Below are 18,352 nucleotides of genomic sequence, written 5' to 3' on the forward strand. Positions count from 1 at the left end.
ATCAATACATATAGCGATTCATGAACCGCAGCTGATCGAATTTTTGAATCGATTCATTATCTACACGACTGCCAATTTTGGCCATCAGGCAGTTTGCCGGATGCGAGCTGATTTCAGGATCGTCAGTGGCGTAATATTCAAGTCCGCCGGCTTGCATCATTTTCTCCATGATTTTACGGTATTCCCAGACATTCAATCCTGTTCCTTTTAAATCCCAATGCCAATAATACTCAGTCGTGATGACAATGAAATCTTCGAAAGCGTCATCCATCATCGAAATCTTTAATAAAGATTTTCCAACACCACTACCTCTGTATTTTGGGATGACTTCAATGGCTCCGAGCTCAATCAGGTTATCCATCTTTCCTTCTGACCAGCGCTCTAGAGGATCAGGATAGAGAAATGTGACATAGCCGACAATCATGTTTTCTTCTCGGGCAACAAGAATTCGCCCTTCCGGCAAGTCAGCAATTTCTACAATGGCTTTATGCTGCTGTGAAGGAGGTCTAAAAGCGACCAAATCTTCATGAAATTCGAGCTCACTTATTTCTTTTCCGGGAAGAGGGCCTTCAATGATCAAAGTGCCATGTTGGGTTTCCAATTCTACGGAGTTGTACGTTTTTTTGTGTTCCATCATTTCACCACCTGTAGGATGCAATTAGCTACATTATACATGAACTAAAAGTGGATTTGGAAAAAAGATGGTGAAATAAGCTATATTTTCTAAAAAGTTAAAATAATTCGCATTCAATTGTGACAATGTTGTAGAATATAAGTTAATCAATGCGAAAGGGTGATCAGGATGAATGTGGAAGCTTTACCAGCACGACAAGGAACTCATCAATTACATAATTATGAAGAGATAGCTGCTAACTTCGACTGGACAGAAGTTGAGAAGGAATTTAGCTGGTATGAGAGCGGAAAAGTGAATATGGCTCACGAAGCGATTGACCGCCACGCAGATTCCTATCGAAAAAATAAAGTGGCTCTGTACTACAAAGACCAGAACAGACATGAGGCATATACGTTTTATGAGATGAAGCGGATGACGAACCGTGCTGCCAACTTGCTTCAATCAACTTCGAATTTGGAAAAAGGGGATCGAATCTTTATTTTCATGCCGCGTTCTCCAGAACTTTATTTTATGATGTTCGGGGCGTTAAAAATGGGGCTGATTGTTGGACCTTTGTTTGAAGCATTTATGGAAGGTGCCATTTATGACCGGCTCGATGACAGTGAGGCTAAATCTATTATTACAACGCCAGAACTGTTGGAGCGTATCCCTTATGACCGGTTGCCAAATTTGGAAACGATTTATCTTGTGGGAGACGAAGTCAAGGAGCAGGACGGGCATATCGATGTACTAAAACATTTACCAGACAGTTCGGACAACTTCGAGCTTGAATGGCTGGATAAAGAAGATGGATTGGTGCTGCATTATACATCGGGTTCTACAGGCAAACCGAAAGGCGTCCTGCATGCTCAGTATGCAATGGTACAGCAATACCAGACTGGAAAATGGGTCTTAGACTTCAATGAAACCGATATCTATTGGTGCACAGCAGATCCGGGATGGGTAACAGGAACTGCATATGGCGTATTCTCACCTTGGCTAAATGGTGTCACAACAGTTATTCTGGGGGGGAGATTCTCTCCGGATGGCTGGTACAAGGCCATCGAAGATTTTGGCGTAACTGTCTGGTACAGTGCACCAACTGCATTCCGGATGCTGATGGGAGCGGGTGATGCCCTAGTAAAAGAATACGATCTATCAACTCTCCGTCACGTATTATCGGTAGGAGAGCCGTTAAACCCTGAAGTGGTGAGATGGGGAGCACAAGTCTTCGATAAACGCATTCATGATACGTGGTGGATGACAGAAACGGGTGCACAGACCATCTGCAACTATCCAGCCATGGATATTAAGCCTGGATCGATGGGCAAACCGGTGCCAGGCATCAAAGTCGCAATTGTCGATGATCAGGGAAATGAACTGCCACCTAATCAAATGGGCAACCTGGCAATTGAAAAAGGATGGCCGGCGATGATGCGTCAGATTTGGAACAATCCAGCGAAATACGATTCTTACTTCCTGAAGGATAAATGGTATGTTTCAGGAGATTCAGCTTATATGGATGAAGAAGGTTATTTCTGGTTCCAGGGTCGTGTAGATGATGTTATCATGACTTCTGGTGAGCGTGTTGGACCTTTCGAAGTGGAAAGTAAGTTGCTGGAACATCCAGCGGTTGCTGAAGCGGGAGTTATCGGTAAGCCAGATCCGGTCCGTGGTGAAATCATAAAAGCATTTGTGGCGTTGAATGATGGATATGAGCCTTCAGAAGAATTGGTTCAAGATATCCAGCAATTCGTCAAAAAAGGCTTGGCTGCCCACGCAGCTCCACGGGAAATCGAGTTTAAAGACAAACTTCCGAAAACGCGCAGCGGTAAGATTATGCGCCGAGTGCTGAAAGCATGGGAGCTGGATTTACCAACAGGCGATTTATCTACAATGGAAGATTAATACTGAAAGACAACAGGCGAATTTCGCTTGTTGTCTTTTTTTCAATAGAAAAAGCCCGATCCGCCTAACTGGGGGATCGGGCTTTTCCTGTATTAAGCCGCATCTTCTTCAGCAGGCTCTTCCGGTTCTTCTGGAGCTGGTTCTTCTTCAACCGGCTCTTCAGCTTCCGGTTCTGGTTCTTCTTCAGGTGGAGCTTCTTCTTCTGTTGCAGGAGGAGTTTCGGCTTCCTCTTCAGCCTGTGGAGCTTCTTCCTCTTCCGGTTCTTTTTCTACCGGCGGCGCAGTTGGTTTTGGTTCAGGTTTTGGCTCTGGCTTTGGTTCAGGTTTTGGCTTCGGTGCAGCGATGCTGACACTATTTGAAGCCGCTGATTGTTTACCAGTGATGTCCACAGCCACTACCGTATAACTTCCAGCACCAGAAGCGGAATACGAATTGCTTCTTGCTTCAGAAATGGAAGTAACACGTGAACCATCTTTATAAACCCGGTATCCAACTACATCATTCGAACCAGAGTTGGTCCAACTGATTGTATTGCTGCTAATGGCAGTCTGAACACCTCCAGGAGCAGCACCATCGGCATTGAACGTTGCTCCTGCTACTACAGAAGAGAATCTTGAATTGCCAGGGAACAGCTTGCCAGCGTCTCCACCAAATGGAGCCATCATGCGATCGATGTATTTTTGTGAAACACCGATGCCTCCACCTGAAACGAATTCACTTGGTGTGTTGGATAAAGCGGCGTAACGTTTTCCATTAATTGTTGTAAATGAACCGCTTGTTAAGCTATCATCAGTTTCTGTTGGAAGCATTGCTTCAGCATTAAACAGATCTGAGCGGACAAGTCCAGCGCTTTTGCAAGCACCGCCTGGCGCTAAGCCAGAGATCCCACAAAATGATTTTGTAACGACGCCTTCTGGCTGTTTAAATTTCTCTGAAGTTCCAACTAAATCGGGGCTGGCATCGTAACTGGCATTCATTAAACGAGCCCATAATTGATTGACACGCAGTGAAGCCGGCAAATCGCGATTCTCAAATCGTGACAGCGTAAACTTCTCGGCATCATAGCCAAGCCATACACCCATTGTTATATTTGGATTGTAGCCGACCAACCAGACATCTTTTGTACTTTGCGTCGTACCCGTTTTTCCAGCAAAATCAGAGTTGAACTTTAATAATCCATTTGCGCGACTCGCTGTTCCGCGGTCGGTTTTAAAGACATCACGCAGCATGTCTGTCAGCACATACGCAGTAGGTGGAGAAAATATTTCCTTAGCCTCTGCTTTATGTTCGTAAATGACATTACCGTCTGCATCTTCAATTTTATCAATCATTGTAGTTTCAATGTGTTGACCGTTGTTTCCGACCATTGCATAGCCATTGGTAATCTCCTCTACGGAAGCTTCAATTCCTCCACCAAGCGCAGAAGCATAGTTGTTGTTCTCTGCTTCTACGACGCGTGTAAACCCAGCGTTCATCATAAACTGGATTGGCAATTGTTGCTGGATTTGAGCAAACAGGCGAAGAGCAGGCAAGTTTTGAGACTGTGCCAAAGCATCACGAGCAGGCATGATGCCTTGTTCGCTCGATGCAGTAAAGTTTGCCGGCCTCCACATTGTAGTACCATCCATATGTTCAAATTTCACATCGACCAGCGGAGATCCTGCACCAATTTGTCCAAATTCGATTGCAGGACCATAAACCAATAAAGGTTTTACGGTAGAGCCCATGGACCGATAGGCGGAAGTGGCATGGTTCAACTTCTCGACTTCATGATCGCGTCCACCCACGAAACTGATAATTCGACCAGTGGAATTTTCAATCATAATGCTGCCGACTTGAACGGGATATTGCTTATCGACAACTTCACCAGCATCATTCAATCCTTTTCCGCCTACAGTGGTGCCGTAAGATTCATAGGATTTTTGAGCAGCTTCCTGTGCCAAGTAAACGTCCTTGTCAATTGTCGAATGGATGCGATAGCCGTTTGAGCGCACTGCCCGGTCAGCAAGAATTGCGTATTCTTCGTAAAGTTTATCGTTTTCATCCAATGTAGCGGGATCGATGCCATCCTTTTCAGCTAAAATATCCATAATAATCCGAGATGCCCGCTTTTCTATTTCTACTGTGACAAATGGGAATTCAGAATAGGAACGCGATTCGTTTTGGCGGAAAGTAGCCACAAGATCGTAAGCAATGGCTTCATCGTATTCCTGCTGTGTAATATATTCTGTTTCTTTCATTCGGAAAAGAACGGTTTTCATCCGGTCGAGACCTGGCTTCAATCCAGCTTCGTCTTTTAGTTTTCCACCTTCTGCATAGGGTGTGTAACTATATGGAGCTTTAGGAATACCTGCTAAAAATGCCGATTGTGCCAAGTTTAAGTCGCTAGCTGATACATTGAATATCCCTTTTGATGCCGTTTCAATACCGGCTATGTGGGCTCCGGAAGAAATTCTGCCATAGGGTACAATATTCAAGTAAGCTTGTATAATTTCATCTTTCGTCATGAATTTTTCCAAGCGCATAGCAAGAAGAATTTCTTTCGCTTTTCGCTCGTAAGACACTTCGTTTGTTAAAATCTGATTCTTAACCAATTGCTGTGTCAACGTCGAACCGCCTGTTTGGTTGTCCGAATTCGAAACGTCTTGGAAAAGGCCACGCAGTATTGCTTTTGGTACAATTCCTTCGTGTTCAAGGAAATATTCATCTTCAGTGGCAAGAACAGCATCTGTTGCATAGCTTGCTACCTTATCCAATGTCGTGACTTCACGTTCTAAATCTGTTTGCAGCTTTCCAAGATAGACTTCGTTGTCAAAATACAGTTCAGATGTTTCTTCAAAGCTGTAGATTTCACGAAGCATTTCATCTTCGGGGCGGAGTTTTTCCTCATCCACCAGCGAAGCAAAATAGCCAGCACCAACAGATGCAGCAAAGACGCCCCCTGTAACCAAAAAAATAGCCAGGATCAATGCCAGATTCCAAATGACGCCTGAGGTAATACTCAATCGTTTAAACCATTTTGTTGAGGTCCATTTATGGGTTGTTTCTTCAGTTTTGCTTATCCAATTTTTAAATTTATTGCGCACGTTATCGACCTCCTAAAATCTTTTATAGTATACCATATTCTTATAATTGCATCTAAGCATATTGACAATATCGAATAATAAAGTAAACTACTAGTATATTTCATATTGGAAACTGTGAAGGTCCCGAAGTAGAGCGTGCAATTTTGTTTAGAGAGCTGGTGGGTGGTGAAAACCGGTCAAAATGCATAGATCGAATTACAGGTCTGGAGTTTACGGAAGTGCCCCGTTCGGCACATGATGAGAGGGAGATCTATTTCTCCAAGCTGGGTGGTACCGCGCAATTGCGTCCCTGCATGAATTTTTCATGCAGGGACTTTTTATGTGTTTTTTTATGACTCTCATCGTTTCAAAATTTTAAGGAGGAATTAGAATGACTAACGAATTACTTCAAGATCTACAATGGCGTGGGCTGTTATACCAACAGACAGATGAAGAAGGTATGGAGAAATTACTGGATGAACAGAAAATCTCTTTATATTGCGGAGTGGATCCTACTGCAGACAGTATGCATATCGGGCATATTGTTCCATTACTCACACTGCGTCGTTTCCAAATTTATGGACACCAACCAATTTTATTGGTCGGCGGTGCTACTGGCATGATTGGCGATCCTTCTGGACGGAACGAAGAACGTCAATTGCAGACGACTGAACAAATCGATCGCAATGTCGAAGCAATCAAAGTACAGATGGAGCAAATTTTTGATTTCAAATCCGAAAATGGAGCGAAAATGGTCAATAATCGTGATTGGATCGGTGCGATGAGCGTTATCGAATTTTTGCGCGATTACGGCAAATTGATCTCGGTCAACTATATGCTCGCGAAAGATTCAGTTGCGACGAGGTTGGAGACGGGCATTTCGTTTACGGAGTTTTCTTACACGCTTATTCAAGCAATTGATTTTAATCATTTGTACAACAAGTATAATTGCCGTATCCAGATCGGCGGTTCTGATCAATGGGGTAATATTACTTCAGGCCTTGAAATGATTCGTAAAACGCATGATGAAGAGTCAAAAGCATTTGGTATCACGATTCCACTTGTAACAAAAGCAGATGGTACAAAATTTGGCAAATCAACTGGAGGCGCTGTCTGGTTAGATCCAAAAAAGACGACACCTTATGAATTTTATCAATTCTGGATCAACGCAGCAGATGCCGATGTTATCAAATACTTGAAAATTTTCACATTTATTAGCCGCCCAGAAATTGAAGCGTTAAAAGCGGTAGTAGAAACAGAAGCTCATTTACGGAAAGCTCAAAAAACCTTGGCAGAAGAAATGACCAAATTGATTCACGGGGAAGAGGCACTTTCAGATGCACAGCGCATTACAACAGCTTTATTCAGCGGAGACTTGAAAGCTTTATCTTCTGGAGAGATGAAGGCAGCCTTCAAGGATGTACCATCAGTGGAAATGGCAAAAGAAAACAAAGCCATTGTTGATTTGATTGTGGAAGCAGGAATTTCTTCATCGAAAAGACAAGCGCGAGAAGATGTTACGAATGGCGCGATTTCTGTCAATGGTGAAAAAGTGACGGATTTGACATATATCGTTGATGAAAAAGATCGGTTGGAAGATGCCTTTGCCATCATCCGCCGCGGCAAAAAGAAATATCATATGGTACAGTTTCAATAAAATACCTTCAAAAGACAGCTGGATTTTCTTCAGTTGTCTTTTTTTATGCACTGGAAAGAAATACACGTTTAAACGGACATGCAGCGGGTAGCAACAAAGATGAACGGCGATTGACTTTACTAAAACTTCAAGGAGGCGTTAGAAATGTCAAAAGTAGTTGGATCGTATGAAACAGAAAATGAAGCCATTCGGGCAATTGAAGATTTGCAGCAGCAAGGACATAACAATAAAGACATCTCAGTCTTGAGCAAAGATAAGCAGGAAACCGAAACGATTACAGAGGAGACAGAAACGCATGCAGGAGAAGGAGCAGCTACGGGTGCAGGTGTAGGCGGACTCATTGGTCTCGGAGTACCGGACGATGAGGCAGAAATGTACGAAACACATAATGAAGGGAAAATATTGGTATTGGTTGAAGAAGACAAAAATACCATACCAGACCGCAGCGATCAGGATACATTCACAACAGAACGAGATCCTCTCATTGGCAATGAAAGAGATACAACAATAAGAGGTGATCAAAGCCATAGTGGTAAAGATCCTTTAAACGGAAGCCGGCGAGGACAAGCAGGACTGTAAATAAAGACGAAAACAAAAAGCCATCCTCGATTGGATGGCTTTTTTGCTTGGAGTTTAGAGAAGCGTAATATCACTAGCTTTATCACGCCATGTAATCTCTCAAATTTGCTTTTCTCTAATAAATTGCGGAAGTTCCATGTCTGCAAACTCCTTTGGATGAATTAATTTCCCTAATCGGATGGCGCCTTCAATCAAACGGGGAGAAGGGCGGCAATAAAGTTCTTCCTCCATGACATGGATGTGTTTGATGGCTTTCATATCGTTCCAACCAGGGCGCTTTTTAACAAGTTCGGGTTTGACTTTAGCAGTTAAAATGCCGACCCATGCGAGGAGGATATAGTCAGGCTGCCGTTCCAGCACATCGGCCCAATCTGTTTGGATATTAGCAGAATCGGTATCGTCGAATACGTTGCGAGCCCCAGTCATAGTGCTAATTTCAGTTAGCCAGTTGATTTTTCCAGGAGTGAAGACCGGTTTTGGCCACCATTCCCAGTAAAGGGACGGTCGGGTCTCCGCTTGTTGTCCGCGTTTTTTGATGTCCTCGATAACATTTAGGTAGTCCATATGAACAACATTGGCATCTATTCCACAAGCGTCAGCCACTTTCAACAAGTCCTCTCCGATTTCCTCCAAAGTTTGAGGATTTAGCACAAGATGAGGGATTTTTCTTCGTACCAGTTCGTCCACGTTTTTTTCCATTCCCGGTACACTCAATGACGCAAGAACCAAATCGGGTTTTAACGCTTCCAGTTCATCCATTCGGATCGACAAGTCAGGACCCAGTTGTGGCAATGTAGTAATTTCTTTAGGCCAATCAGAATAATCATCAATGCCAACCAGTAAGTGTTCTGCATCTAAAAATGCTAGCAATTCAGTGTTGCTTGGGCAAATTGAAATTATTCGCATGCGACTCCACCTCCATTTTCTTCAGTTTAACATGTTCGAAGAAAAACTTTTTTGTCGATTGATGAAATAGTGCAAACAAAGTATGATAGAGGCAGTGAAAATTTGCATGAGTAAAGTTTATGTTCTGTAAAATCTCTAAAAATAGAGACGGCGGAAATCAATAAGAGTTTAATGTACATATATTTGGGTAAGCATATTGAGAAGAGGAAATGGAAGTTACTTCAATTTAAACAGCGATTAATATGAAATTATAAGCGAGAGCGGGGTGAGGCTGTTGCCGAATAGGCTGTAAGAACTTGCAGAATTCAACTCATGCAAGGACTCTTCGCCGATTTGATGCAATGGCTATGAAATGTTGAAAGATCAAGACTTGTTTGAGCACTTAAGCGCACAGACCTGGAAAATGACCGAAGATTGGTATCGTTCATTGGATAAAAGTAAAGCTGGTGTCTACGGTTCAACCGATCCAGATAAAGTGGCTTTGTTAAAAAAACAGACCCATGAATTCCATCTTCGGTTTTGTGTAATGTTCCAAAAGGATAACAATGAATTTGTAGATGGCTTTCAGGATTGGATAGAGACAATTGCAAAGGATGAAGCTCACCTCGATACACCAATAGTCGAAGTCATCGATGAGTTTTTTCGAGCGCAACAGCAATATTTAGATGAAATCGGAGCTTATGTCTTGAGCAATAAAGAGCAGATTAGTCATGAAAAACTAATGGAATGGACAAAAGTGGTGGTTCTGACATTCAGCAAAGTCATCGTTGAATTCACGGATAAAAATTCGAAAGCCGCGGAAAAACGGATGAATTCCCAGCAGCAGATGATTGTGGAAATGAGTGCACCGATTATTTTACTGGCTGAAAAAATGGGCATGCTGCCATTGATTGGTGAAATTACACCGTATCGCGCAGAAATCATGTTCGAAAAAGCGTTAGCACAGAGCTCCAAAAACAATCTGGAGAAACTGTTCATCGATCTGTCCGGCGTTCCGCTGATAGATACAATGGTTGCCCAGCAGGTCTTTCAGCTGATAAAGGGGTTGGAGATTATTGGAGTTCGAGTAGCTCTATCCGGCATCAGTCCTGTTATTGCCCAAACTGCAGTACAATTAGGCATTAAGTTTATCGACATTGAAGTCTATAACACAATTGCTCAAGCGTTAAAACAAAATAGAATTCACTTGGTTTAAACAAAAGAATACATCAAAAAGATCTCCGGGACCAACGATGGTTCTGGAGATCTTTTTAATATACTCAACTATTATTGTTGAATGATAGCCATCCTAAAGCTATAAACGCAAAGATTTCGCAAAGACCAAGCAATATTATAATGTTTGTTTATGGAATATGGATTTTATTTGCAGAATAGGACGGCTTGTTTGCGGAAAACTATAGTTTATTTGCAGAATAAAAAAACTCCGCACGCAACCGTTCATTCAGTAAGCAGCCCTAGAAGAAAAGTAAGTCAAAAAAACCCCCCAATACCATTGAATTAACAAGGTTTAGGGGGGGTTCGATACTACCGTTTACGTAATTTTTCAATTAACGTGAGTAGTACTCAACGATCAATTGTTCGTTGATTTCAGCAGACAATTCGCTACGCTCTGGAAGGCGGACGAATGTTCCTGTTTTGCTATCAGTATCGATAGTTACATATTCAGGAACGAAGTTGCTTACTTCGATTGCTTCGTTTACTACATCAAGGTTGTTTGATTTTTCACGGAAAGCAATTGTTTGTCCTGGTTTCACGCTGAATGACGGAATGTCGACGCGTTTGCCATCAACAAGGATGTGACCGTGGTTTACGATTTGGCGAGCTTGGCGACGAGTGCGCGCAAGACCTAAACGATAAACAACGTTATCAAGGCGAGCTTCAAGAAGAATCATGAAGTTTTCACCGTGTTTGCCGTCCATTTTGCCGGCTTTGTTGAACAAAGTTTTGAACTGACGCTCAGTTACTCCGTACATAAAGCGCAACTTTTGCTTTTCTTGAAGTTGCAAACCATATTCAGAAACTTTTCTGCGTTGGTTAGCACCGTGTTGACCTGGTGCGTAAGGGCGTTTTTCTAATTCTTTACCTGTGCCTGTAAGGGAAATTCCTAAGCGGCGTGACAGTTTCCATGATGGGCCTGTATAACGAGACATATAAGTCTCCTCCTCTGTTTTTGGTTTTTAGAGTAAAATAAAAACCAGATGCATTCATGCTGCAAGCCATTTTATATTCTTGTACCTTCGCTCAGCAGCCAAAGAGTTACACGATACACCTGCTATGAGGAATAAAATGAACGAACACGCACATACAACTGCTGCGATTATTTTACACAAAGCATAGTATAACTGATTTTAGAAGCTAAAGTCAACAGCGAGTCTCAGATTAGTTTGGAGTACTGCCTTCCTTTTTCTTATTGTACAAGGTAGAATGAATGTGAGTATGTATGTAAGCGCTTTCTATATTAGCTAAGGGGTGAATATTAATGAGAGAAAAAGAAATGAATATTGAAACGGCGGTTATCCATAAAGGCTACGACAGTTCCAAACATCATGACAGTCTCGTGACACCGCTTTATCAGACTTCGACTTATTCTTTTGCAAATGCAGAGCAGGGAGAAGATCGTTTTGCGGGAAATTGCGAAGGCAATATTTATTCACGGCTCGGCAATCCGACTGTTCGTGTACTAGAGAACCGGATGACGGAAATCGAAGGAGGTCAAGGCGCATTGGCTTTTGGATCAGGGATGGCCTCTGTCAGTGCGATTTTAATTTACTTGACCAAAGCGGGTGATCATGTACTTTGCTCGAGAGGAATTTATGGCTGCACTTTCGGTTTGCTTGAGATCATGGAAGAAAAATACGGCATTACGCATGACTTGGTTTCTATGACCAACGAAGAAGAAGTCGAGCGAGCGATCCAACCGGAAACAGTCTGCATTTACGTGGAGACACCGATCAATCCGACGATGGAGCTTGTTAATTTAGAGGCAGTTATGGCCGTTGCGAAAAAGCATAATCTCCGCGTCATTGTAGATAACACGTTCTGTTCTCCTTATTTGCAGAACCCGTTACGTATGGGAGCGGATTTTGTCTTGCATAGCGCTACAAAATACCTGAACGGCCACGGGGATGTGGTCGGCGGAATTTTGGTTGGGCGCGATGCGGACGAAATGCAGCATATCCGAATGACTGTGCAAAAAGATGTGGGCGGCATTATGTCACCTTTTGATGCGTGGTTATTGCTAAGAGGAATGAAAACTCTTCATGTACGGATGGATCGGCATGTTGCCAATGCTCAAACAGTGCTGAATTTTCTAAAGCAACAGGAATTAGTGAAGGACATCTACTATCCATTTGACGAACAGCATCCACAAGTTGAAATCGCCAAGCGGCAAATGCGCCAAGGCGGCGGGTTGATTTCCTTTGAAATCAGAGGCGGTAAAAAAGAAGCTCAAGCTTTCTTAAACGCTTTATCGCTTATTAAGATTGCTGTCAGCCTTGGTGATGCAGAAACGTTAATCCAGCATCCAGCAACAATGACTCATGCAGTCGTGCCAGCAGAAAGCAGGCAGGCAATGGGTATCAGTGATTCTTTACTCCGGCTGTCGGTTGGATTAGAACATATGGACGACGTAATCAATGATTTAAGTAAAGCATTTGAACAAGTGAAACCAAAGCTTCAGGAAATATAAGCAAAACGTAAATGAAAAAGCGAACCTTTATTCCCTAAGAAAGACCCGGAACTCAGCTGTTAAGTTCCGGGTCTTTCTCTATTACAGATGCTTCATTAAAACCGTTGCAAAAAGCTCCAGGCCTTGCTGATCTTCTTCTGTAAAACGACTCAGCTCTGGGCTGTCGATATCAAGTACACCGATTACCTGATCTTCTTTCATCAACGGAATGACGATTTCAGAACGAGATGCTGCATCGCAAGCGATGTGACCAGGGAACGCTTGAACGTCTTTAACCAACATTGTTTTTTTTTCAGAAACGGCTGTGCCGCACACGCCTTTGCCTAATGGAATCCGGACGCAGGCAGGAAGACCTTGGAAAGGACCAAGTACAAGTTCTCCTTCCTCCATCAAGTAAAATCCAACCCAATTGGTGCGTTCAAGAAATTGGTTAAGCAAAGCTGAGGCATTACTTAAATTAGCGATGCTGTTATTTTCCCCTTCTAGTAAAGCATCTAATTGTTTCGAAAGCATAGTGTATTGTTCTAAGTTACTGCCACTGTAATCGGTTTGTGTAAACATCAATATTTTCCTCATTTCGTTTTGTTTTTGGTTTAATTAGAGATTTCAGAACTCGTATTTTGTTTCGCTATACTCTATATAGAATTTTTGAAACGGGTTTTGGGAAGAGCAGAAACAGAACGGAACGTATTAACTTAGATAAGTATAAAATTTCTCGTAATGCTTATGCAAGCCATTGACATTATGAGCGTCAGAGCCGAAGACTAAGGGAATGCCGAGTGATTTGGCGTATTCAATATAATTGAGCGGTGGATAGGATTCCTGACAATCCGTTTTTGAGAACCCGGCACCGTTAACATCAAGTTCACACCCGGTTTTCTTCATTAGCTGCAGGATGTGTCGGATTTGTGAGTCATCATTGATTGTTTCATTATGCGCCAATTGGAATTTGTGAATCAGCGTCGGATGACCAATTCGTTTTGGTTTGAATTGTCCGAGATCTGACTGGATAGACGCGTCTACAGTGTTGTAATAAAGCTCGTAAGTTGCTTCTATAGAGCCGCTTGCAGCTGACAGTACTGCAAATACATCCTGACTGAAATCACAGCAAAAATAACGATTGTTTACTTGAAGGAAATGAACCGATAAAATAGCGTCGTCGAGATCAGGACCGAACTCATCTAAAAAGGAACGTGTTTCCTTTTCAAATCCTGCGATAAAATCGACTTCTAAGCCTAAGCGGATGTGGATATCTTTTTGGTAAACGTTTTTTAAATGAGAAATTTCCTCTATATAAAGTGAGAGTTGGGACATGTTCATGCCGCTATCTTTATTCGGTGTAGGATCTGAAAAATTGACTGGAAGTGGAGCGTGCTCAGTAAAAGAAATATCTGTGAACCCGGACTTTATTGCTTTTTCAATATACAATTCGGTTGAGTCTTTTGTCCCGTGTGGACAAAATGGTGTGTGAATGTGACCATCTCGTTTCATAAAGGCAACCTCTTTTCTGTCTATATTAAAAATATAATCGCTTTTCTTCTAATTTGGCAAACAAAAGAGTAGAATACATGTTAAAATAGAAGAATCATGAATACATTTACGTATAACTGGTAATGTGATTTTGGAACAGGGGGCTATGTGACTTATGATGGAGTATATCATCATTGCGGTCATCATTCTATTAGCGATAACGATCATCGGCTTTATGTTTCGCAAAAAACATTTAGCTGAAATTGAGCGCTTGGAACAGTTAAAACTGCAAATACAAAATAAACCGATACTTGAAGAACTAACAAAAGTGAAACAATTAAACATGAATGGCCAAACGGAAGAGATGTTTGAACGCTGGCGCAATGTGTGGACTGAAATCATGGATGTGCATATTCCAAAAATTGATGCTTCCCTATATGACGCTGAAGAAGCGATCAACCGCTTTAGATTCGGCAAAGCGACAAAGATTGAACAGGAAACTGAAGTGAAAATCGATACCGTTGATCAACAGATGAATAGCATCTTGGTTGAATTGGAAGAATTGATTGGCAGCGAAGAAAAAAACCGCAGCGAAATTGATCTTATTCAGGAAAAATACCGTCGTGCACGGAAAAACCTGCTGGCGCATCAGCATTCTTATGGAGCTGCCGCTGGACCACTCGAGAAAAAACTTGAATCCTTTATTCCAATGTTTGATGAATACGAGAAATTGACCAATGAAGGCAATTATTTAAAAGCTCGAGAAATTGTTATTAGTTTATCAACTGAAGGCGAAGCTGCTTTTCTGTTAGTCGATGACATTCCGCCATTATTAGCTGATGTCCAGACAAAAATTCCTTCATACATCGCTGAACTGCGCCAAGGCAAGAACGAAATGGAAGAGCAGTCTTATTATCTGGGGCATTTGGAATTGACACTTCAACTGGATGAGATGGAAGAAGAGCTGAAAGTGCTCAAGATGAACATCGCACAACTCGTTGTTGAGCAAACGAAAATTGCAGTGGAAAGCATGAAAGACCAGATTGATTCACTTTATGAGCTTCTGGAAAAAGAAGTAGAAGCCAAGCATTATGTGGATGAATTTAGTGTGGATACAGAACGCCATTTGGAAGTCGTGGCACGCGACACGACAGAAATGGAAGAAGAGTGCAGATATGTCCAGCACAGCTACAAAATCAGCGAAAGCGAAGCGGCCATTCCAAAGTCTTGTATGGAAAAAATGGAGCAATTAGCGAAACGCTACGACTTGTTGCGCTCGCGCTTGGAAGAAGATCAATCAGCGTATTCAGGCCTTCAAGAAGAGTTGCTTCACATTCGTGAAGATTTATCGATTGTTGATTCGACACAAATTGATTTCATGACTGCATTGAAGAGCCTGCGCATTGAAGAAAACAATGCGCGTGCCAAAGTCGAACAATTGAAACGTAAATTGCAGGAAACCGATCGTGTTTTGCATAAAGCCAATATTCCAGGAATTCCGGAAGATATGGATGTGCGGCTTGAAGAAGCGGAAGAACATCTTTTTGTTACCATGCAGACTTTGCGTGAAGTGCCATTGAATATCAAACTGGTGCATAATTACTTAGAGCAAGCTGAGAAAAGCATTGATGATGTCCATACAAAAGCGGTTGAAATGGTTGAAAACGTGCTATTGATTGAACGCATCATTCAATACGGCAACCGCTACCGCAAATCCGATCTGCAATTGGATGCCAAGCTAGAAGAAGCAGAAGAATCTTTCCGTCAGCTTCGGTATACAAAAGCATTAGAAGAAGCGGCAACTGCAGTTGAAAAATTTGAACCTGGTTCGATGAAGCGTATCGAAGTGCTGGTCAAAGAAGACGCTTGGCGCATTTAAAAAAACAAAAAGAAAACCACCAGCGAAAGAGCTGGTGGTTTTCTTTTCGGAGGTGGTAAAATGATTTATCTGGACAATAGTGCGACAACGCAGCCGAGAAAAGAAGTGCTCGATGCTTTTGTGAAAGTGAATGAGCAGTTTTATGCTAACCCAGCGTCGCTCCACATGCTCGGCAACCAAGCAGAGGATCTGCTGGAAACTGCGCGCAACCAACTGAAAGAGCAGCTGCAAATGGAGAGTGTCGTCTTTACTTCCGGCGGAACGGAAGCAAATAACCTGGCTTTGTTCGGCACAGCACGAAGCTACCAACACCGCGGCAAGCATATCGTAACAGCTCAGACGGAACATTCTTCCGTCTCAAATAGCCTCGCTGCATTGGAGCGGGAGGGCTTTAAAATAACACGTCTATCAGTCAATCATTCGGGTGAAATCAATGTCGATGAGTTGGAAAATTCGTTGCAAAGTGATACGATCCTGGTCTCCTTAATGCACGTCAATAATGAAATTGGAACTATCCATCCAGTTGCAGATATTGCACGTCTACTTAAAAAAAAGCGTATCTTTTTTCATGTGGATGCTGCACAAAGTATGGGTAAATTGGAATTTGATCCAACCGCATTGCCTGATTTAATAACGATATCAGCACATAAAATTCATGGATTGAAAGGTAGTGGACTATTAGCGTATTCCGGAGTTGAATTGGAAACTATCCAGTATGGTGGCGGTCAAGAATCGGGAATACGCAGCGGTACCGTTTCTGTCCCAAATGCGGTGGCCTTAGCAAAAGCATTAAGATTAGCAGAGCCAAATCCGCTGTACAGAAAATGGAATCAAGACCTGCGCCAATTTTTTTCGGAATTTAACGGGGTAAAAATTGTTAGCCCCAAACAAGCCGCTGCTCATATTCTGGCGGTAGCGGTAAAAGGGGTAAAAGGCGAAATCCTGGTATCAGGTCTACAAAAAGAGTCAATCATTGTCTCTACTTCCAGCGCCTGTTCATCAAAGGGCGCTAATACAAGCCATGTTGTCCAGGCAATTGGCTTGCCTCGCGAATTCAAGGACGGCGTTATGCGAATCAGTTTTGGGAATTTTACCGAAGAACGGGACATTATCGCGCTACAAAGCGCATTTCAGCGGGTTTACCGCATGATTAAAGGAGCTAACCATTTATGAAAACCAATCAAATCCTCGTTCGTTATGGCGAGTTATCAACAAAAGGCAAAAATCGTAGTTCGTTCATCGGGCGGCTGCGCGACAATGTTAGGCAAACTTTTTCCGATTTACAACACATCCAGATCAAAGCGGAACGCGACCGGATGTTTATCACGTCAGATAGTGAACAGGATTTGGCACAAGTAATTGAGCGCCTGCCGCAGGTCTTTGGTATCCAATCATTCAGCCCGGTGACTGCTTGTGAGCTAGATCTCGAAGCGATGAAAAAAACAGCGGAAGCGGTAATCGCGAAAATCCAAGATACTGATAAAAGTTTCAAAATATCTGTCAAGCGGCCATTCAAAAAATTTCCGCATGAAAAACCCGAAATCATGAAAGAGCTCAGCTCTCATGTGCTGAGAATTTTTCCGGGTTTGAAGGTTCAGATGAAGGACCCTGAAATTGACTTGAAAGTAGAAGTGCGCGAAGAAGCAGTCTATATGATGGCAGAAGTCATTCAAGGGGCTGGAGGTTTGCCTGTGGGAGCTGGAGGCAAAGCCTTATTGATGCTGTCTGGCGGTCTGGACAGTCCAGTTGCGGGCTATCATATGCTGAAACGCGGCGTCCGGCTAGAAATGATCCATTTCTTCAGTCCACCGTTCACCAACGACCGGGCCAAGGAAAAAGTGTTTGACTTGGCTGACAAGTTGTCACAGTTCGGTTCATCCGTCAATCTGCACATTATCCCGTTCACCAAGCTGCAACAGGAAGTGCATAAACAGGTGCCGGACAATATCACCATGACTTCAACTCGCCGAATGATGATGCGCGTTGCTGATCTGCTGATGGCTGAGACCAATTGCCGAGCCATCATTACCGGAGAAAGCCTTGGCCAGGTTGCCAGCCAAACTTTGGAAAGTCTGCACGCCATCAATGCTGTGACAAATACGCCAATTCTGCGCCCATTGATCGCGACGGACAAACTGGCAATCATCGATACGGCACAGCAGATTGGGACCTATGATATTTCCATTCGACCGTTTGAGGATTGCTGTACGATTTTTACGCCGGCAAATCCGAAAACCAAACCGAAGCTTGAGAAAGTGGAGTACTACGAAAAATTTGTGTCATTCGATGAGTTAATCGAGGAAGCGGTAGCAGAACGAGAAATTATTAAGTTCCCGCGCGTCAAAGTAAATCAATTTGAAGATCTTCTATAAAATGCTGAGCTGCCTTTTAAAGGCAGTTTTTTTATTGTTGAGAAGAGCGACGCTGTTGCACGTCGACCCGGTTGCTTTGGGCATGGCTCACGCGATGAACTGGGGAAGTCCACCTGATTCACCACTCCTCCATAGACGCTCCGGTGCTGGATCAAAGTAACGCAATTACGGTGCGTATGATGAGAAGTAGGTAAGCGGTACAGGAAATGCTCGTC

The 18,352-nt window shown here is 42.8% G+C and carries 14 protein-coding genes; 8 read left to right on the top strand and 6 right to left on the bottom strand.

The genetic code is table 11. The features are described from left to right. Position 1: 1 nt before the first annotated feature. Positions 2 to 634 (bottom strand): GNAT family N-acetyltransferase, encoded by a 633-nt coding sequence (locus tag BBH88_RS06905; RefSeq protein ID WP_006829987.1) that lies wholly within the window; start codon positions 632 to 634, stop codon positions 2 to 4. A 168-nt stretch (positions 635 to 802) separates the two neighbouring features. Between BBH88_RS06905 and acsA the strand changes: the two genes are divergently transcribed. Next, entirely contained in the window at positions 803 to 2,521 is a 1,719-nt protein-coding gene (gene acsA, locus BBH88_RS06910) for an acetate--CoA ligase (RefSeq protein WP_065537065.1), read from the top strand. 92 nt (positions 2,522 to 2,613) lie between these two features. Here the strand turns inward: acsA and BBH88_RS06915 are convergent, their stop codons facing one another. Next, positions 2,614 to 5,607, bottom strand: a complete 2,994-nt coding sequence (locus BBH88_RS06915; protein WP_065537064.1) for a transglycosylase domain-containing protein — start codon at positions 5,605 to 5,607, stop codon at positions 2,614 to 2,616. Between the two features lie 370 nt (positions 5,608 to 5,977). Between BBH88_RS06915 and tyrS the strand changes: the two genes are divergently transcribed. Both tyrS and BBH88_RS06925 read left to right on the top strand, forming a co-directional pair. Beyond that, the gene (gene tyrS / locus BBH88_RS06920) at positions 5,978 to 7,243 is read left to right on the top strand and encodes a tyrosine--tRNA ligase (RefSeq protein WP_006829990.1); all 1,266 of its coding nucleotides are present in this window, start codon (positions 5,978 to 5,980) and stop codon (positions 7,241 to 7,243) included. Positions 7,244 to 7,387: 144 nt separating this feature from the next. After that, entirely contained in the window at positions 7,388 to 7,822 is a 435-nt protein-coding gene (locus BBH88_RS06925; protein ID WP_065537063.1) for a general stress protein, read from the top strand. Between the two features lie 99 nt (positions 7,823 to 7,921). Here BBH88_RS06925 and BBH88_RS06930 read toward each other — a convergent pair whose 3' ends face one another. After that, entirely contained in the window at positions 7,922 to 8,728 is an 807-nt protein-coding gene (locus tag BBH88_RS06930; RefSeq protein ID WP_006829992.1) for a cobalamin-binding protein, read from the bottom strand. 352 nt (positions 8,729 to 9,080) lie between these two features. Here BBH88_RS06930 and BBH88_RS06935 point away from each other — a divergent pair, with 352 nt between their 5' ends. Further along, positions 9,081 to 9,923 carry an STAS domain-containing protein gene (locus BBH88_RS06935; protein WP_006829993.1) on the top strand — a complete coding sequence of 281 codons (843 nt, stop codon included), beginning with the start codon at positions 9,081 to 9,083 and terminating at the stop codon, positions 9,921 to 9,923. A gap of 352 nt (positions 9,924 to 10,275) precedes the next feature. Here BBH88_RS06935 and rpsD read toward each other — a convergent pair whose 3' ends face one another. Next, entirely contained in the window at positions 10,276 to 10,878 is a 603-nt protein-coding gene (rpsD, locus tag BBH88_RS06940) for a 30S ribosomal protein S4 (protein WP_006829994.1), read from the bottom strand. Positions 10,879 to 11,207: 329 nt separating this feature from the next. Here rpsD and megL point away from each other — a divergent pair, with 329 nt between their 5' ends. Continuing rightward, positions 11,208 to 12,416, top strand: coding sequence for a methionine gamma-lyase (megL, locus tag BBH88_RS06945; protein WP_065537062.1), 1,209 nt, complete (start codon positions 11,208 to 11,210; stop codon positions 12,414 to 12,416). Positions 12,417 to 12,497: 81 nt separating this feature from the next. Here megL and BBH88_RS06950 read toward each other — a convergent pair whose 3' ends face one another. Together BBH88_RS06950 and hisJ are read right to left on the bottom strand one after the other, a co-directional pair. Next, on the bottom strand, positions 12,498 to 12,977 hold the full coding sequence (locus tag BBH88_RS06950; RefSeq protein WP_065537061.1) for a GAF domain-containing protein: 480 nt from the start codon (positions 12,975 to 12,977) through the stop codon (positions 12,498 to 12,500). A 129-nt stretch (positions 12,978 to 13,106) separates the two neighbouring features. Continuing rightward, entirely contained in the window at positions 13,107 to 13,907 is an 801-nt protein-coding gene (gene hisJ, locus BBH88_RS06955) for a histidinol-phosphatase HisJ (protein WP_065537060.1), read from the bottom strand. Between the two features lie 154 nt (positions 13,908 to 14,061). Here hisJ and ezrA point away from each other — a divergent pair, with 154 nt between their 5' ends. From ezrA to thiI, 3 genes are read left to right on the top strand one after another with little or no spacing between them, the layout of a single operon-like run. Then, positions 14,062 to 15,765: a septation ring formation regulator EzrA gene (ezrA, locus tag BBH88_RS06960; RefSeq protein WP_006829998.1), complete on the top strand. Its 1,704-nt coding sequence runs from the start codon at positions 14,062 to 14,064 to the stop codon at positions 15,763 to 15,765. Positions 15,766 to 15,825: 60 nt separating this feature from the next. Then, positions 15,826 to 16,938 (top strand): cysteine desulfurase family protein, encoded by a 1,113-nt coding sequence (locus BBH88_RS06965; RefSeq protein WP_006829999.1) that lies wholly within the window; start codon positions 15,826 to 15,828, stop codon positions 16,936 to 16,938. Further along, positions 16,935 to 18,137 (top strand): tRNA uracil 4-sulfurtransferase ThiI, encoded by a 1,203-nt coding sequence (thiI, locus tag BBH88_RS06970; RefSeq protein WP_006830000.1) that lies wholly within the window; start codon positions 16,935 to 16,937, stop codon positions 18,135 to 18,137. Before BBH88_RS06965 ends, thiI begins: the two co-directional genes overlap by 4 nt. Positions 18,138 to 18,352: the final 215 nt, after the last annotated feature.

Origin of the sequence: Planococcus antarcticus DSM 14505 (genome assembly GCF_001687565.2) — a bacterium.
Taxonomy (GTDB): Bacteria; Bacillota; Bacilli; order Bacillales_A; family Planococcaceae; genus Planococcus; species Planococcus antarcticus.

Bases quoted from the DNA above. Each gene is read 5' to 3' on its own strand.
- acsA (WP_065537065.1), top strand. From the start codon at position 803: ATGAATGTGGAAGCTTTACCAGCACGACAAGGAACTCATCAATTACAT.
- thiI (WP_006830000.1), top strand. From the start codon at position 16,935: ATGAAAACCAATCAAATCCTCGTTCGTTATGGCGAGTTATCAACAAAA.
- megL (WP_065537062.1), top strand. From the start codon at position 11,208: ATGAGAGAAAAAGAAATGAATATTGAAACGGCGGTTATCCATAAAGGC.
- BBH88_RS06930 (WP_006829992.1), bottom strand. From the start codon at position 8,728: ATGCGAATAATTTCAATTTGCCCAAGCAACACTGAATTGCTAGCATTT.
- rpsD (WP_006829994.1), bottom strand. From the start codon at position 10,878: ATGTCTCGTTATACAGGCCCATCATGGAAACTGTCACGCCGCTTAGGA.
- BBH88_RS06965 (WP_006829999.1), top strand. From the start codon at position 15,826: ATGATTTATCTGGACAATAGTGCGACAACGCAGCCGAGAAAAGAAGTG.
- tyrS (WP_006829990.1), top strand. From the start codon at position 5,978: ATGACTAACGAATTACTTCAAGATCTACAATGGCGTGGGCTGTTATAC.
- BBH88_RS06950 (WP_065537061.1), bottom strand. From the start codon at position 12,977: ATGTTTACACAAACCGATTACAGTGGCAGTAACTTAGAACAATACACT.
- BBH88_RS06925 (WP_065537063.1), top strand. From the start codon at position 7,388: ATGTCAAAAGTAGTTGGATCGTATGAAACAGAAAATGAAGCCATTCGG.
- hisJ (WP_065537060.1), bottom strand. From the start codon at position 13,907: ATGAAACGAGATGGTCACATTCACACACCATTTTGTCCACACGGGACA.
- BBH88_RS06935 (WP_006829993.1), top strand. From the start codon at position 9,081: ATGTTGAAAGATCAAGACTTGTTTGAGCACTTAAGCGCACAGACCTGG.
- ezrA (WP_006829998.1), top strand. From the start codon at position 14,062: ATGATGGAGTATATCATCATTGCGGTCATCATTCTATTAGCGATAACG.
- BBH88_RS06905 (WP_006829987.1), bottom strand. From the start codon at position 634: ATGGAACACAAAAAAACGTACAACTCCGTAGAATTGGAAACCCAACAT.